Below are 18,567 nucleotides of genomic sequence, written 5' to 3' on the forward strand. Positions count from 1 at the left end.
TATTTATAATATGTAATTACTAATTAAAATAAAAAGAGCAACTAATAAAAGTTGCTCTAAGCACTTTAAAATAGATTACTATCATTGCCTAATTTATAATAGGTCAACTCCAAATTATTAAATAATCATACTAATCACAAAGTTAATCTGTTCAAGTTTGAAAGTGATTCTTTATTAATACACAAAAACTATCACAATAAAGCTCAATAAAGAAATAATAATCCCTAGTGAAATTGTATTATCAACATAAATTTGACTTTTTTTATCATCTTTTCTTACTAGTAAAGACATTGAAAATGGTGGTGGCAAAATAAACATTACTAATAAAGCAATTCCAAAAATATCTTTCAAATATAACAACTTTTGAAATATAAACTTATCAATCACTAAAGCCAAACAAACAAAAATTGTTAATCTCAATCCTAAAGTTTTTAAAGGTAAATAAAATCCTTCAAACTTAAACTTAATTTTATAACCTATTGTGATTAAAATTAATGGTAAGGTAACTTGACCAACTAGATCAATTGTATTTAATATTCCTATCAAAAAATTATTATTAAACTCATTATATCCAAGTAAATTCAAGACAAGTCCTAATAGAATTGAAATTATAATTGGTGATTCTAAAAAAGATAATACTCTATCTTTTAAACTATTAACAAACCCTTTTAAGTTTGATAAAATTGGAAATAATATAAACCATACATAAAATTCTTGTCCTAACTGAACCATTCCAAAGAAATCAACATTTTTAGCTCCATAAGCTACGCTAAATAAAGGTATACCCATTACTCCCGCTGCAAAACCTGTAAATAATAACGCAAAATAGGGATTCTCAATTTTTAAAACTTTCTTAAAAAACTTACCAATTCCTAACATTAATAAATTAGCCAAAAAAACGGTTAATATTATAAAAATATATTTAATTTCAAGATTTATTTCTAAAAAAGACTGAAATAATAATGCTGGTAATGAAACATTTAGTACAAAATTTTTAAACTCATTTATTGTATCAGCTGAAGTGAATTTCAATTTGTTTAGTATATATCCTAATATTATTAAACATAATATTGGAATAATATTAGGAAGTACTCTAATAATACTGTCCATATCCTAACCCACCTTTTCAATAAAATTTCAACTCGTCTTACGAATTATCAATTTAGGATCTAGTAAAATTCTTCGACTAATACTCTTTTCTTTTTTGTCCTTTATTTGCTCAAGTAAATTTTCTAAAGCCAATTGGCCCATATCATATTTAGGTTGCGCAACAGTAGTTAATTGAATCTCCGGTAAAGAAGCAAAAGAAATATCATCAAATCCAATCACCGCCACATCTTCTGGTACAGATAATCCCTCTTCTCTTATAGCCTGAATCGCCCCTAAAGCTAATAAATCATTATAGCTAAAAACCGCTGTTGGATACTGGTCAAGACTTAACAGCTCCTTCATTAAGTAATATCCACTTTTTCTTTTATATGATCCTTCTTGATTCTTTATATATTTAGGCCTAATTTCAATATTATTAGCTTCTAAAGCTTGTTTATAACCTTTTAACCGCTCTTGGTTAGCAAATCTATCTTCTCCAGCACCAACAAAACCAATTTTTTTGTGTCCTCTTTCTATTAAATGTTGTACTGCTCTTTGAGCTCCAGTTACATTATCAACAATAATAGAAGTAAAATCAGGATGTTTTATAAATGAACTAACAAAAACTGTTTTTACTTTTGAATTTAATAATCTTTCTAAATGATCTAAATTTTCCGAACTAGGAGTTATAATTAATCCATCTACCTGTTTTTGTAATAATGCATCTATATAATGTTCTTCTCGTTCCTTACTCCAATTTGTATTGCATAAAAAAATATTATATCCAGCCTCAATAGCTGCTTCTTCAACTCCCCGTGCTACCTCAGGAAAAAATGGATTAGTTATATCAGGTATTAATAAACCAATTGTTTTAGTTTCTTGACTTACCAACCCTCGGGCAATAACATTAGGTTGATATCCGATTTCACTAGCTATTTTTAATATTCTTTTTCTAGTATCTTCATTAACATCTGGATGGTCATTTAAAGCTCTAGAAACAGTGGCATAAGATACTCCTGCTTCTTTAGCCACATCTTTGATTGTTAATCCCATTGTTTTCACCTCACTATTTAAATCTATTGTAAACGTTTAATCATGATAAAATTATAACAAGTTTTCTAGTCAAAATCAACTGTAGAGATTAATTAAAAAAGTAGTAAGCTGTTTGAAAAAACAACTTACTACTCTATTATATATAATTAACTACTTCTATCTTAATTACAAATATCTCTCAATCACTATTTTCTTTTCTGTATAAAAATCAATTACATCTCTGCCCTGAGCATGTAAGTCTCCAAAGAATGAATCTTTCATACCACTAAATGGGAAATGAGGTACAGGCGCAGGTACACCAATATTAATTCCAATGTTACCACCTTCTACTTCATAAGCAAACTTTCTAGCCCACTTTCCACTTTGAGTATAAATATTAGCAGCATTACCATAATTGTTGCTATTAATTAAATCTCTAGCTTCTTCAAAAGTATCAACTTTAATTAAATTCATTACTGGGCCAAATATCTCTTCATGTACAATATCCAAATCATGAATATCACCTGTTAGAACTACTGGACCTATAAAATGTCCATCTTCATATCCTTCTACCTCTATATCTCTACCATCAACTAAGACTTTTGCTCCTTGATCTATTGCTTCATCAATTCGGCTTAAGATACTTTCTTTAGCTTTAGCTGTAATTAATGGCCCCATCTCAACACCTTCATCTAAACCATAACCCACTTTAATATTTGGAACCTGTTCTACAACCATTTCCTTTAGTTGATCATAAGTTTCATCTCCAACTGCCACTAAATTCTGACCTGCTAAGCATCTTTGTCCTGCACAGGCAAAGAAAGAACTAAAGATATTTGATTTTGCTGCTTCTAGATTAGCATCTGGCATTACAGTAATAAAATTGCATGCTCCACCTTGACATTGGGCTCTCTTGCCTTCCATAGCTGCTTTAGTATATACTTTCTTAGCAACAGGTGTTGAACCAACAAAAGAGACTCCTTCAATATCATCACTTTCTAATAAAGTAGTAGATACCTCTTTACCACCATGAACTAAATTAACTACTCCTTCTGGAATACCAGCTTCTTCTATTAATTCCATCAAGATTTGAGCAGTATAGGGAACCTTTTCCGATGGCTTAATAATATAAGTATTTCCAGTCGCAATAGCATACGGTACAAACCAGAAAGGAATCATTGCTGGGAAATTAAAAGGAACAATACAAGTAAATACACCCATTGGTTGCTTAATAGCCTTTTCATCAATTCCACGTGCAATATCTTCAGAATTATATCCTTGCACTAAAGATGGAATTCCTGCTGCTACTTCTACATTTTCTAAAGCCCTTTGCACCTCAGCTCGAGCCGATTTAATATTTTTACCATTTTCTTCAACAACTGCTTCAGATAATCTATCATAATTTTCTTCTATTAAATTCTGTAACTTAAATAAATATCTAGCTCTTTCTACAGGTGGTGTACTTCGCCATTCCCAAAAGGATTCTTTGGCTGTTTGAATAGCCTCTTCAACTTCCTTTGTTGTAGACATAGGTGTTTTCCCAATCATTTTTGTTGTAGCTGGATTAATAACGTCAACATATTGGTCTGTGCTAGAACTAACCCATTCCCCATTAATGTGGTTTTTTAATTCTTCTACCATATTAATACCTCCAGTTTATTATTATAATCATGAATTTCTCAAACAACATTAAAACAAAGTTAACACTCTTGAACTTAGATCTTTAGTTTTTAGCTATTTGACTTGGTTTAACTGGCCGTCCTTTTTCTAAAGACTTTTGAGCAGCTAAACCTATTAATATAGGTTTCAATCCATCAGTTCCATCAACAGGAACTTCTGTATCATTAGCTACTGCATTAACAAACTGCTTAATTTCATCAGCAAAAGATTCCATATATCTTTCTAAGAAGAAATATAAAGGTTTTTCTTTAGTTACCCCTTTTTCTGTACTGACTACAGCAGTTGATTCTCTATCATTAGTTACTTTCACTGAACCTTTGGACCCAAATACTTCTGCTCTCTGATCATAGCCATAAGCTGCTTCTCTACTATTATCAATCACAGCAATAGCTCCATTCTTTAATTTTAATGTAATTACTGCTGTATCAACATCTCCTGCTTCACCAATCTCAGGATCAACTAATACTTCACCTGCTGCATATACTTCTTCTACTTCACTTCCTGATAAATAACGCACCATATCAAAATCATGGATAGTCATATCTAAAAATATTCCGCCTGATAATTTTACATAATCTATTGGAGGAGCTTCAGGATCTCTTGATGTTATTTTAATAATATGTGGCTCTCCCACTTTTCCAGCCTCTACAGCTTCCTTAACCGCCTTGAAATTATGATCGAATCTACGATTAAAACCAACCTGGAATTTTACTCCTTCTTCTTCTACTACATTCAGCACTTCATGAATCTTATCCAGATCATGATCTATGGGCTTTTCACAAAAGATATGTTTACCAGCTTTAGCTGCTTCAATAGATATTTGAGAATGTGTATCTGTTGAAGAGCAAACTAATACTGCCTCAATTTCAGAATCAGTTAAAATCTCCTTGTAATCTTTATAAACATTAGGAATTCCCATAGAGTTGGCCCATTCCTCAGTTTCATCATCTATATATGGATCTGCAATTCCTTTTATTTCAGCATTAGGTACATAATTTGTTATACTTTCTGCATGAACCTTTCCAATTCTTCCTGCCCCAATAATTCCTACTTTAATCATTTTAACTCCTCCCTTTTTACCTTTATAAACCAGTTTTTTCTTCAATAAATCCTCTAGTTTGCACTGCATACTCAAATGGATTAGCTTTAGCTGGATCTTGCTCAGCTTCTACAACCATCCATCCTTCATAATCAGCTTCTTCTAAAATCTTAAAAATAGGATCAAAATCAATTGCTCCATCTCCTGGAATTGTAAATACTCCCATCTTTACTCCTTCTAAAAAACTTAATTTATCTTCTTTTACTTCTGCTACTACTTCTTCTCTAACATCTTTTAGATGCACATGAGCAATCTGGTCTACACATTTAGTTAATAACTTTTCTACTGATTCTTGAGTTCCTTCTGAGTAATACATATGTCCAGAATCAAATAATAAATATACATCATCATTTGTCATCTCCATAAATTTATCTGTCTCTTCAGGAGTTTGAATCCCAGTTCCCATATGATGGTGTAAAGAAACCTTCATTCCTTTTTCCGCTGCTAACTCAGCTAATTTATTGTATCCTGCTGCTACCTTGGCCCACTCTTCTTCTGTAAACTCTGGCTTTTCATCAAAAATTGGCTTATCTAAACCTTGAATGCTATAACTTTGTTCTGAACAACCAATTACTTTAGCTCCCATTTCATGAAGAAAATCTCTATGTTTAATAAATTCTTCAATAGTTTCTTCTTGTGGTCTAGTAGCAAAAAAGGTACTAAACCAAGCATTACAGATTTGAATTCCTCTAATATCTAACTTTGGTTTTAGTACTTCAGGATCATTTGGATACTTATTACCTACTTCACTTCCTGTAAACCCTGCTAAAGCCATTTCACTAACACATTGTTCAAAAGTATTTTCCTTTCCTAGCTCTGGTAGATCATCATTTGTCCAAGCAATTGGTGCTATTCCTAACTTTACCTTCTCTGGATTCATTGTCATTTAAAGCCCCCTTAATATTTCCTCGCCTTTTCTATTTCACCTTTTAACTCTTGATGCGCCTGTTGCACACTTTCCTTTTCCGATACTTCTGGTACACCTACTCGCCACCAAGATTCATAACCATGAGTCATAGTTTTTGGTAATACTTTAATATCAATTAAAGTAGATACTTTTGATTTTTTAGCATCCTTAATTGCCTCTTTTAGCTCTTTTACATTAGTAACTCTATAAGTCTTAACTCCATAACCAGCTGCACTAGCAGCAAAATCAATTGGTACTAATTCACCATCTAACTTGCCAGTTTCTTCATTTCTAAATCTAAACTCAGTTCCAAAGCTACCCATTCCTTGAGACATCTGTAGATTATTAATACAACCAAAGGCCATATTATCAAATAAAACTACATTTATTTTCTTCTGTTCTTGAATGCTGGTTACTAATTCAGAATGGAGCATCATATAACTTCCATCGCCAACCATGGCATATACTTCTTTATCTGGTTCTGCTAGCTTAGCACCTAAAGCACCACATACTTCATAACCCATACATGAATAACCATATTCCATATGATAAGTATTAGTTTTTTTAGGGCGCCAAACTCTTTGTAAACATCCTGGTAAACTACCTGAAGAACCTACTATAATTGCATCATCAGCTAATAATTTATCTAATTCACCTAAAACTCTTGTTTGAGTTAACATGCTTTCTGTATCTTCATTAAACTCTGATAAAACTTCATCTAAATGACCAGCTACTTCTGGTGTAAAGTCTTCTCCTGTATACTCTAAGTTAAATAATCTATCTACTTCTTGTTTCCACTCTTCTTTAATAGTCTCAATTTCATCTGTATATGAAGATTGGTAGCTTTCCTCTTTTAGAGCTTTAGTTAAAGCCTTCAATCCTGCTTTAGCATCAGCTACTAAAGGTAAGGCATCTAATTTATAAGCATCAAATTCACAAATATTAATTCCGATAAATTCCACATCCGGATTTTGAAATAATTGCTTAGAAGCAGTTGTAAAATCCATAAATCTAGTTCCTACTCCAATTACCACATCAGCTTCTTTAGCAATTTTATTAGCTGCTAGATTACCCGTAACTCCAATTCCACCTAGGTTTAATTCATGATCCCATACAATAGCACTCTTTCCAGCTTGCGTTTCACAAAATGGAATATTAAATTTTTCTGCAAACTCTTTAAACTCATCTGCTGCTTCTGAATATCTAACTCCTCCACCACAAATAAGTAGTGGCTTTTCTTTCTTAGTAATCAATTCTACTGCCTCTTCTAATAAAGGTTTAGTTAATGGTCGCCTATCTAAGCGATGAACTCTTTTCTTAAAGAATTCTTCTGGATAATCATACGCTTCCGCCTGTACATCCTGTGGTAAGCAAATTGTAACTGTTCCTGTCTTAGCTGGGTCTGTTAATACCCGCATAGCATTAATTGCTGCTGTCATTAGTTGTTCTGGCCTATTTACTCTATCCCAGTATTTACTGACTGCTCTAAAAGCATCGTTAGTAGTTGTTGTAAAATTAGTTGGATGTTCAACCTGCTGTAACACTGGATCAGGCTGTCTACAAGCAAAAGTATCTCCTGGTAATAGTAATAATGGAATTCTATTGGCTGTAGCTGTACCTGCTGCTGTTACCATATTAGCAGCTCCTGGGCCAACTGAAGAAGTACAAGCATAGATCTTTTGTCTCTTATTTTGCTTAGCAAAAGCAGTAGCAGCATGAGCCATTCCTTGCTCATTACGACCTTGATGGACTACTAAATCACCTGGATCTTGTTCTAAGGCTTGCCCTAAACCGACTACATTTCCGTGGCCAAAAATAGTGAAAACACCTTCAACAAATTTATTTTCTACTCCATCAACCTCTAAATATTGATTATCAAGGAATTTGACTAATGCTTGAGCTACTGTTAATCTAATTGTTCCCATAATTACACCTCCTATTTGCTCACTAATTTAATTATTCAATATCAATAAGTTTATTTTCTTGGAAGGATCCTGTTAAATCATAAGCTATTTTTGTATTTTTAGTTCCATCATAAACTGTAATATCTGGTTTTCTATCTTCAATAATACAGTCTACAAATTCTTGTAACTCATCTACATAAGCTTGATCAAATCTTTCTAAAAAGTCTTGAGAGCACTCTTTTCTAACCCCATCTTGATCTAAAATCTCAACTAAATTCTTTTGTGGCACACTACCAATTCTTAAAATGCCTTCTGTTCCTATAATTTCAGTCTCTACATTATAACCATGAGGTGCAGTTCTTCCTGCAAATAAGAAGCCCATAGCATCATTTTCAAACTTCATTAAAGCAGATACATTATCACCATCATCATATTCAGCAAACTGGGGATAAGCATAACAGCCTCCAATAGCCCACGCTTGCTTGGGTTCAGAATCTAACAGCCATCTAGCTGCATCAATATCATGAACTGCCATATCAATAAATTCTCCACCACTATGAGCAAGATATTCTAACGTTCCATCAATAGCACTCTCAGGATCTTGACTATACCCTCTATATAAGAATGGCTTACCAACCTTACCTTCATCAATCATCTTTTTAGCATAAACATAAGAGGGATCATATCTTCTCATAAATGCTAACATGAAAACTAGGTCAGGATGTTTTTCAACAGCTTTTTCAGCTACTTTACATTCTTCAACAGTAGTTCCTAATGGCTTTTCAGACAGTACATGTAAACCTGCATCTAAAGCTTTTTCAATTTGATCACAGTGTAAAGATGAAGGGGAACAAAGAAATACTGCATCTAATTCTTCATTTTGAATCATTTCATCATACTCAGTATATCCATATGGTACTCCCCAATTTTCCTGTACTTCATTTATTTTATCCTCTTCTAAAGCACAAACTGCTGTTAATTCTGCTTGTGGTACTCTAAAAGCAATATTTTCTGCGTGTTGAATTCCTAGTCTTCCTAAACCAACCATACCCATTTTAATTTTTTTCATAAGTAATTCCCCCTATAATTTATAAATAATAATTTTTAATCCTCCGGCCATATTTTAGCATCTTCATTATATAACCATTCATGATCTGGATCATCAACTCTATCTGTCCAAGGATTAGCTTCTAAATGTCTAATCATCCAGCAAATATACATAGCATAGCCAGGCGCAGAAGTTTGTGGATGAACTAGACCTCCAGGAATTGTTACTGTATCATTATGTTCAACCTTTAATACATCATCTCCAACAAGTGAACAACCAAAACCTTGTGGCTTATTAAAGCGATAATAATAAACTTCTGGTTGAGCATGACTATGTGGTGGATAACTTGACCATCTACCTGGATGAGTTATTGATTCTCCCATTACCATATTAGAATAAGGGGCACTATCATAATCAAAGACTGTTCTTACAGTTCTAGTAGCTGTGCTATTCATTATACTTTCTCCAAATATATCTACTGTACAATCTTCAGGTGTATAAAATACAGCATCAAACTCTTCTTCATTTCTAGTCTTTTGGACTAATACTTCCGACTCAGCCTGAGCTGTAATCTTTACTTTAGTTCCTTTCGGTACATGTAAAACCCAAGGCTCTTCATCAAAACAAGAATTTCTTGTAGCCTGTTCTTTATTCCCTTCCCATTCAAAGGTAACTTCTCCATTAATAAGTAAATAAGCACTTTCTTTTTCTCCCTCTAAAACTTCTTCTACTTGGTCTGCTTCTAATTTTAAAATTCCAACATCCATTAACATCGTACTATACTTACCATCTAATTCAGTAATGCTATTGTATCCAGCTTTAAATTCTCCATCCTGATTAATTAACATTGTATCCCTCCTTTAAAATCCTAAAATTCTTAACTTTTCTTTTGTTGCTTCAGTTACTGCTTCCATTGGCTTCTTAAACCACTTAATCCGATCAAATTCTTCAGGATTCTCTTCTACTTCTGCTTTTAAAGTATTACCAAAAGCCATTCGTAAAGCAGTTCCAATATTAACTTTCCCTACTTGAGTAGTAGCAAGTTTACTTAAATCCTCATCAGTAACTCCTGATGAGCCATGAATTACTAATGGTGTATCAACTAACTTTTCTATTTCTACTAATCTATCATATTGAATTTCGGCACCTTGTTTTTTCATTCGGTGTAAAGTTCCTACTGCTACTGCTAAAGCATCAACATTAGTCTTTTCTGCAAAAATTTTAGCTTCTTCTGGATCAGTATAAATTTCTTCAGCTTCAATTGTTGAGTCATTATATCCTACAGATCCAATCTCTGCTTCTACTGCTACTCCCACCGAATGGGCCAACTTCACAATTTCTTGCGTATTTTTAATATTTTCTTTTAAAAGTAATTGAGAACCATCATACATTACTGAAGTAAATCCACTTTTAATTGCTCTAACAGCCAAAAAATAATCTTTAGCATGGTCTAGCTTAACACAAACTGGTACATCTGCTTCTTCAGCTAATGGACAAAAAATATTAGCTAAAATTTCTACTGGCATATGCTCAACTGCATCCTTATTAGCCATTAAGATTACAGGAGCATCCATTTCTTCTGCCGCTTTGATTACTGCAGTAGCATCTTCATAGCCATAAACATTAAATCCAGCAACGGCATAATTGTTCTTAGCTGCCTTATCCACCATATCTCTTAAATTAACTAACATCTTCTTACCCTCCAGACTAACTTTTCTAATAATCTATGTGCTAGCAACCCTTTCCCCATATTCTTCCTTCTTCTCTTTAATAAACACTTCAATTTCTTCGACTGTTGGCATAGCATCTGAACAACTATGGCTAGCAACTAACATAGCTGCTGAGGCACTTCCAAATTCAAGACACTTATCTATATCCCAATTCTGCATTAAACCATAGATAAAGGCTGAAGCATAAGCATCTCCACCACCAAATGTCTTTACTACTTCTACTGGGAATGGTTTAATATCATAACTTTCTCCTTCTTTAGTATAAGCTGTAGAGCCTTCCTTACCATGTTTAACTACTACTATCTGAGCATTATAATCAAACCAATGCTGAGCAGTAGCCTGATCATTCTCATTCTTTGGCATAGTCAAACTCTCTACTATATTAAATTCTTCTCGAGAACCAATAATCACATCACTCTTTTCTGCTGCTAAACTATAATAAATAGCAGTTTCTTCCTCAGATCTCCAAGAATATGGTCGATAATCAATATCAAAGACAACAACGGTATCATGTTTTCTTGCATAATCAATAGCTAAAAATACTGCCTCTCGAGAAGGGCTTTTAGATAAAGCAGTTCCAGATACTTGTAACACCTTACTGTTTCTAATATATTCTTCATCAATATCTTGCGGGTCAATCTTTAAATCTGCTACATTATCTCGATACATCAAAATACTACAATCTGTAGGACTCTTAATCTCTGTAAAAGCTAAACCAGTCATTGCACCTTCCTGATCAATAACTATATTTGAAGTATCTATTCCATCTTGTTCAAAATAATTTAAAATATAGTTACCAAATTGATCCTCTGAAACTTTACCAATAAATCCTGTATCCATTCCTAACCTTGCCATTCCAATACTAATATTAGCCGGCGAACCACCTACATATTTAGTAAATGTTTCTGTTTCTTCCATGGGTCTATGAATCTCATTAGCGTTTAAATCTACACCAATTCTACCTATCGCTATAAAATCTCTCTTTTTTTTCTCATTAAAAACTAAGTTATTCATATTTTTCACCTCTTTTGTTAATCTATTTACCTAAATTACCTGAATTCTCCAAACAATAAATTAGTTGCAGAACTAAAAAGTATTAGATTATACCCTAGTATTAATCTCTGATTAATACTAGGGACCAAAATAGAATTTAAATCAGTTATTCGTTATCTCTTTGTCGTAATACATCTACATAAACAGCAGCAATAATTACCACTCCAATAACTACTGTCTGAATATCTGCAGAAACTCCCAATAAATTTAATCCATTTCTAATAACCGCTATAATCATAGCACCAATCATAGTACCCCAGATAGTACCAATTCCACCAAAAAAACTTGCACCTCCAATAATTACAGCAGCAATAGCATTTAGTTCATACTTTAATCCAGCTAAAGGATAAGCAGAATTTACTCTTCCCATTAATACCAGTCCCCCCATCGCAGCCATCAAACCTGCAATTGTAAATACAATAGTTCTTACTTTATCAGTATTAATACCAGAAAGTCTAGCTGCTTCAATATTTCCGCCAACAGCATAAATATGTCGTCCTAAACTAGTTTTATTTAAAAAATAGTAAAAGATTACTGCCATAATTAATACTAAAATAACACTAAATGGAACTATCCCAACTTGCCCAACTCCAATAAAGGTAATTACATCTGAAAAACCTGAAACTGGAGAAGAATCAGTAACTATCAAAGCCAAACCACGTGCAATATTCATCATTCCCAAAGTTGAAATAAATGGGTGTGGTAAATTTAACTTAGTTAAAAGTAATCCATTAATTGTTCCCACCAAAGCACCCGTTGCTAGAATAATAAGTATTCCCACTAATGGAGAAACCCCAGCTTTAATAGCAACTCCTCCTACACAAATTGATAAAGCTAATACTGAACCAACAGATAAATCAATTCCTGCAATTAAAATTGCTAATAACTCTCCAGAAGCTATAAGTGCATTAATACTTGCTTGTTGAGCCACATTCATTAAATTACTTATACTTAAAAAATATGGACTAGCTACTGATAATATCCCCATTAATAAAATCAATCCTAATAAAGGACCTAATTTATCAAATAATAACTCCTTCCATTCAATCCCTTCTCCATTTATATTCTCTTTAACTGTGCTTTTTTCAACTGACATCTTTTATCCCTCCTGTAGCAGCACTCATAATTTTTTCCTTACTTGCCTCATCTGTATTAAATCTTCCAGTTATCTTCCCCTCATGAACAACTAATATACGATCACTCATATTTAAAATTTCTGGTAATTCGGAAGAAATCATAATAACTGTATTCCCTTTTTTTACTAAATCATTAATAATATTAAATACTTCTACTTTAGCTCCAACGTCAATACCTCTCGTTGGTTCATCAAAAATAAAGATATTAGCTTCTGTATTGAGCCACTTTCCAATTACTACTTTCTGTTGGTTCCCTCCGCTAAGTTGAAGACACTTTGTCTGTACATTAGGAGTCTTAATATTTAGATTATCAACCATTCGAATAGCATCTTTTCTTTGTTCTTGGAGATTCAAAAATCCATTTTCTCGATATTTTTTTAAATTAGAAGATGCAATATTGAACTTTACAGACTGCTTTAAAAACAACCCCTGTTCCTTTCGATCTTCAGTTAATAAGGCTATTCCATTCTCTAAAGCAACTTTAGGAGAATCAATCTTTACTTTTTTTCCATGAACATAAATATCACCAGAATCTTTAGAATCTGCTCCAACTATAGCTCGTGCTATCTCTGTCCTTCCAGCACCCACTAAACCAGCAATTCCAAGAACTTCTCCCTCATAAGCTTTGAATGAAACATTATTAAGCACACCTTTCCGATTCAAATTTTCAACCCTTAATGATTCTTTTCCGGGTTCAACCTTCATTTTAGGAAACTTATTGTCTACATCTTCTCCTACCATATAACTGATCATCTTATCTTCAGTCAAATTATCTACTCTATCAGTAATAATATACTTTCCATTTCGCAAAACAGTCACTCTATCTGCCATTTTTTTAACCTCATCTAATTTATGTGAAATAAATATCATTGTTACGCCTTGTTTTTTTAATGTTCCCATTGTATCAAATAACTCTTTCGTCTCATCTTTACCTAAAGAAGAAGTAGGTTCATCAAGAATAAGTAGTTTAGTCTCTACAGATAAAGCTTTAGAAATCTCTACCATCTGTTGTTTTCCTACACCAAGATCTCTTATTAAATCATTAGGAGATATACTTTCTTGACCTAATCTTGATAATATTTTTTTAGTTTCTTCTTCCATTCGTTCTCTATCTATCCACCCTAATATTTCGTTTTTACTTTTTTCACGCCCCATAAATATATTCTCCGTTACATCTAATTGTGGGATTAAATTTAACTCTTGATAAATAGGAGTTATGCCTAATTGTTCTAATGCCTTTTGGGGATCATTATCCTCTAGTTTCTTTCCTTCAATATAAATTTCGCCTTCAGTTGGAGTGTGAACTCCTGTAAGCACTTTAATTAAAGTTGATTTCCCAGCCCCATTTTCTCCTAATATGGCATGTACTTCACCACGTTTAATTTCTAGGTCGACTCCATCTAAAGCTCTAACTCCTGGAAATTCTTTAGTTAAATTTTTTATCTTTAAAAATGGTTCTATCATTTTGTCACCTCCAAGCTTTTAAAGAGCATTAACAATCCCTCCTCTCATTAACACCTTTATTTTTCAATGAAAAGAAGGGATTATTAAATAATTATCTATTAATTAAAGACTTTGTTAAATACCTCTTCTCCAAACAAGTTTTTAAGATGATTTTTACTAAAAGCCCTAGTTAGTTTTTGCATATTTTTTACTACATTTTCTTTATCAATTACATAAGTTGGTACTCGAATTTGTTTCTTAACCTCTTGCCCTTTTAAATACTGGACCATTTTCTTTACTCCAGTATATCCTATCCCATACGAATCTTGTTTTGTAGTAGCAGTTAAATCACCATTGTAAATTGACTTAAGAGCACCAGGAATACCATCAAAGCCCATTATTTTTATATTATCCAAATCAGCACTAGGAGAACTTTTAATAGCCCTTGCAGCTCCTAAAGCCATACTATCGTTTTCTGCGTAAACTGCATTAATATTTTGAAAAGACTGTAACATATTTTGCATTACCCTAAATGCCTTACCACGAGAACTATCCGCTGGTTGTATAGAAACTACTTCTATACCAGTTCCTTTTATCCCAGCTAAAAAACCCTTAGTTCGTTGGTCAAAAATATAATCCCCTGCTGCCCCACGAATAATAGCTAATTTTGCTTCGCTACCTAATTTTTTAGCCATATATTTACCAGCTTTTTTAGCAGCATAGAAGTTACCAGTACCAGCAAAAAAAGCTTTTCCTTTAAAATCAGCATCTGTATCAATCGTACCTACTGCAATTCCTTGATTAACAGCTTTTTTCAAAATTGGTCTAGCAGAAGATGGTCTTAGAGGAGCTACTACCAAAGCATCTACTCTTCTGGTGATTTGGTCTTGAATCAAATTAATTTGTTGCATTATTTGAGTTTCACTTTCTGGACCTATAACATCCACTTTAACATTATATTTTTTAGCAGCATCTTTGGCCCCCGCTGCTACACTCTTCCAATAATCACTATTTGTTGCTTTCAATACTACCGCAATTTTATACTTAAAATCTTGCTTATTTTCTTTCTCATCTTCACCAAAAATCCACCATGCAGATGTACTAAGAGTTAAGCCTAAAACCAAAGTACAAACCATAAATATCACTACCAATTTTTTCTTCATTATTTCAATTGCCTCCTTTTCATTATGTTAATTCAAATCTAAAATAAATCTCTTCTCCAGAAATGAATTGATTATCACTAATAAAGTATTATTTTAAACTCTAACTTTCTTTAATCACCTCCTTACACAATTAAGAGTTAAACTAAATAGTTCTTATAATCTTATCTCTTAATTTCAATAATTTGATTATTAAAAAAATTCTAAAAATATTAATTTTCTATAAAATTATTGAAAAGAAAAAAACCTACTAAATCCCAAAATAGAGATTCTAATCTCTCTGGATATAGTAGGTTATTATAAAAAGTTATAAACTTATGACTACTTTTCATATTATACTTAATCATCCTCTAGCTGTGATTATGTTAAACGTTTACAAAACAATCAAAAAAATATATTAGTTGTTATTATTCTTTTTTCTTTGATTATTTAACTTCTCATTATTATATTAGTATATTATCTTCCACTTTTCAAGTTATTTTACTAATTATTTAAATTTTTACGAATCTATATCATTCCATCTTGACTTCAATGATTTAATTATCCAAATTTTTTATAAAATTATTGAAAATAAAAAACCTACTAAATCCTAAAATAGAGATTCTAGTCTCTGTGGATATAGTAGGTTCTTATAAAAAGTTATAAACTTATGACTACTTTTCATATTATACTTAATCATCTTCTAGCTATGATTATATTAAACGTTTACAAAATAATCAAAAAATATAACAGTCATTATTATTCTTTTTCTTTTGATTATTTAACTTCTTATTATTATAATAATATATTATTTTCCACTTTTCAAGTACTTTTACTAATTATTTAAATTTGGGTTGTTTATTCTATTTTACACATCATATTCATAATTAAATCATTTTTTATGTTTATTAATTTTATTAAACTTATATTTTATTATCTTATAGTTATATTATAAGTTGTTTCTAACACTTTTTACATTGTTCATCAAAAAAAATCTTAAAAAATAATATAAACTTCAAACTTTTAATTACATTTTATCATACCATATTAGTACTACCCCTTTTAGATTACAAAGCAGACTATTAAAAATTGGTAGTCTGCTTTGTTCCAACTATTCAATAGCTTTTAACCTCCAAGTAACACTTTGAAAATCACCACTTGTTAATAGTTCTTGAGGAAGATTAACTCCAGCATACATCAATAAATCTCCTCGATAAATTTTTTCATTACTTAACATTCGATACTTAAACTTTGGATTTAATCCTTGCAATTTAAGACTCAAACAAGGAACATTTGGTTCAGCTAATACTTTATAATAACCTACATATGCTTCTTTTCTATCTTCAGAGACTATCATCCATGCGGTATCATTATTTTCTGCAAAAGGAGTTGCTAACCTATAAAAATTTCCTTGTTGGACAAGCTTTCTTACTTCTTTATACTCAGATACTTGTTCCTTAATTATTTCTTTCTCTTCTGTTGTTAACTTAGTTAAATCAAGTTCATATCCCAGATTCCCAAATTCAGCTACATTTCCCCTTGTTTTTAAAGGAGTTATCCGAGCTACCTGATGATTTGGTACTGCTGAAACATGAGCTCCCATTGCACTTAATGGATATACTATACTAGTCCCATACTGAATCTTTAATCTTTCTACAGCATCAGTATCATCACTAGTCCAAGTCTGAGGCATATAATGTAGCATACCGGGATCAAATCTTCCGCCACCACCAGAGCAACTTTCAAATAGTATATTTGGAAATCTAGTAGTTAATTCTTCTAAAACTTTATATAATCCTAACATATATCTATGCACAGTCTCTTGTTGTCTTTGTGAAGATAGTTTAGCAGAGCCAATTTCAGTCATATTACGATTCATATCCCACTTAACATAAGTAATTGGAGCACTTTCTAAAATATCTGATATCTGCTCTATAATATAATCACAGACCTCGGGGCGAGATAAATCTAAAATCAACTGATCTCTGGCCATTGATCGCTCTCGATTAGGCACATGAAGACACCAGTCGGGATGGGCTCGATATAAATCACTATCAGGAGAAACCATTTCTGGTTCAAACCATAATCCAAACTCTAATCCTAAATCATTTATTTGCTCTCCTAAACTATCTAAACCATTAGGTAATTTATTTTCATCTGCAAACCAATCTCCTAGAGATGAGGTATCATCATCTCTCTTACCAAACCAACCATCATCTAAGACAAATAACTCTAGTCCTAATTCTTGACCTACTTCTGCAATTTCCAAAATCTTATCTTCATTAAAGTCAAAGTAAGTTGCTTCCCAATTATTAATTAAAATTGGTCTTTCTTTATCTCTAAATTTACCTCGGGCCAAGCGCGTTCGGTATAATTTATGGTAAGTTTGAGACATCTTATTAATCCCTTGGTCTGAATAAACCAGCACTACTTCTGGGGCTTGAAAACTTTGCTTTGGTTCTAGTAACCAGTTAAAATCAAATGGATTAATCCCCATTGCAACCCTTGTTTGATCGTATTTATTCACTTCAACCTGAGCCAAAAAGTTTCCACTATAAACAAAACTAAAACCATAAGCTTCTCCTTGACCCTCAGTTGTATCCTCTCTTAATAAAGCAATAAAAGGATTTTGAGAATGACTACTAGCTCCTCTTTTACTCTCAACTGCTTGTAAACCAGATACTAAGGAACGCCGTTTAATATGTCGCTCTCTGGTCCAAGCACCTGATAACTGTAATAATTCATAATCACTATTTTTAAAATCTATACTAGCACTTAATGCTCTCTTTAGATTTAACTCTTTTGAGCCTTGATTAATAAATTTAACTGACCTTGTAATAACAGCAAAATCTTCATAAGTTGTATAAGAAAGAATGACCCTTAAATTAGCTACTTCATCAACTAATGTTACCTCTAAAGTCTCAGCTTCAGAATCATCTTCTACATAAGTAGCTGGTAAACCATCTAGGCTCTTCTTTCCTCTATAAATCTCATGAGATTTATACTTTAAATTTGATATTCTAGATCCATTCTTTAACTGAACTTGATAAGCTGGTTGTCTAAAATCTGAATGACCATAACTGGGATACTCTTTAGAAGCTAAATCCATTGTAAAAGATGCTCTATCTTGACTACCCAAATATGGATTTAAAGCTGTGCAATCTGTTTTTTCTATTAAATTAAGCTTTTTGCCCCAATAAACATGATATAAATCCTCTGTTTCTGATATCTTGATTATATAACTTGTATTTTTAGCTTGTAAATGAAAGAGCTTTTCTTCTTTCTGATAGGTAATTCCCATCACCAA

14 protein-coding genes are annotated in these 18,567 nt (G+C 32.3%); all 14 read right to left on the minus strand.

Annotated features, from left to right (window positions below):
- Positions 1-174: 174 nt before the first annotated feature.
- Positions 175-1,110 carry an AEC family transporter gene (locus tag HALHA_RS12250; RefSeq protein ID WP_015328088.1) on the minus strand — a complete coding sequence of 312 codons (936 nt, stop codon included), beginning with the start codon at positions 1,108-1,110 and terminating at the stop codon, positions 175-177.
- 27 nt (positions 1,111-1,137) lie between these two features.
- A complete protein-coding gene (locus HALHA_RS12255) occupies positions 1,138-2,142 on the minus strand; it encodes a LacI family DNA-binding transcriptional regulator (protein ID WP_015328089.1) in 1,005 nt (334 codons plus the stop codon).
- Between the two features lie 165 nt (positions 2,143-2,307).
- A complete protein-coding gene (locus HALHA_RS12260) occupies positions 2,308-3,762 on the minus strand; it encodes a CoA-acylating methylmalonate-semialdehyde dehydrogenase (RefSeq protein WP_015328090.1) in 1,455 nt (484 codons plus the stop codon).
- 82 nt (positions 3,763-3,844) lie between these two features.
- The gene (gene iolG / locus HALHA_RS12265; RefSeq protein WP_015328091.1) at positions 3,845-4,861 is read right to left on the minus strand and encodes an inositol 2-dehydrogenase; all 1,017 of its coding nucleotides are present in this window, start codon (positions 4,859-4,861) and stop codon (positions 3,845-3,847) included.
- Between the two features lie 22 nt (positions 4,862-4,883).
- Positions 4,884-5,780 (minus strand): myo-inosose-2 dehydratase, encoded by an 897-nt coding sequence (gene iolE, locus HALHA_RS12270; protein ID WP_041608297.1) that lies wholly within the window; start codon positions 5,778-5,780, stop codon positions 4,884-4,886.
- 17 nt (positions 5,781-5,797) lie between these two features.
- Complete coding sequence (gene iolD, locus HALHA_RS12275; RefSeq protein WP_015328093.1) at positions 5,798-7,732, minus strand: 3D-(3,5/4)-trihydroxycyclohexane-1,2-dione acylhydrolase (decyclizing); 1,935 nt, start codon at positions 7,730-7,732, stop codon at positions 5,798-5,800.
- A 31-nt stretch (positions 7,733-7,763) separates the two neighbouring features.
- Complete coding sequence (gene iolG / locus HALHA_RS12280; RefSeq protein ID WP_015328094.1) at positions 7,764-8,780, minus strand: inositol 2-dehydrogenase; 1,017 nt, start codon at positions 8,778-8,780, stop codon at positions 7,764-7,766.
- Between the two features lie 35 nt (positions 8,781-8,815).
- Positions 8,816-9,607, minus strand: a complete 792-nt coding sequence (locus HALHA_RS12285; RefSeq protein ID WP_015328095.1) for a 5-deoxy-glucuronate isomerase — start codon at positions 9,605-9,607, stop codon at positions 8,816-8,818.
- 12 nt (positions 9,608-9,619) lie between these two features.
- Positions 9,620-10,450 carry a class II fructose-bisphosphate aldolase gene (locus HALHA_RS12290; protein WP_015328096.1) on the minus strand — a complete coding sequence of 277 codons (831 nt, stop codon included), beginning with the start codon at positions 10,448-10,450 and terminating at the stop codon, positions 9,620-9,622.
- A gap of 33 nt (positions 10,451-10,483) precedes the next feature.
- Positions 10,484-11,503, minus strand: coding sequence for a 5-dehydro-2-deoxygluconokinase (gene iolC, locus HALHA_RS12295; protein WP_015328097.1), 1,020 nt, complete (start codon positions 11,501-11,503; stop codon positions 10,484-10,486).
- A gap of 145 nt (positions 11,504-11,648) precedes the next feature.
- Positions 11,649-12,638 (minus strand): ABC transporter permease, encoded by a 990-nt coding sequence (locus HALHA_RS12300; protein ID WP_015328098.1) that lies wholly within the window; start codon positions 12,636-12,638, stop codon positions 11,649-11,651.
- Positions 12,628-14,142, minus strand: coding sequence for a sugar ABC transporter ATP-binding protein (locus tag HALHA_RS12305; RefSeq protein WP_015328099.1), 1,515 nt, complete (start codon positions 14,140-14,142; stop codon positions 12,628-12,630). Before HALHA_RS12305 ends, HALHA_RS12300 begins: the two co-directional genes overlap by 11 nt.
- Positions 14,143-14,240: 98 nt before the next feature.
- Entirely contained in the window at positions 14,241-15,284 is a 1,044-nt protein-coding gene (locus HALHA_RS12310) for a sugar ABC transporter substrate-binding protein (RefSeq protein ID WP_015328100.1), read from the minus strand.
- 1,087 nt (positions 15,285-16,371) lie between these two features.
- Positions 16,372-18,561 carry an alpha-galactosidase gene (locus HALHA_RS12315; protein WP_015328101.1) on the minus strand — a complete coding sequence of 730 codons (2,190 nt, stop codon included), beginning with the start codon at positions 18,559-18,561 and terminating at the stop codon, positions 16,372-16,374.
- Between the last annotated feature and the right edge of the window lie 6 nt (positions 18,562-18,567).

This window comes from Halobacteroides halobius DSM 5150 (genome assembly GCF_000328625.1).
GTDB lineage: Bacteria > Bacillota > Halanaerobiia > Halobacteroidales > Halobacteroidaceae > Halobacteroides > Halobacteroides halobius.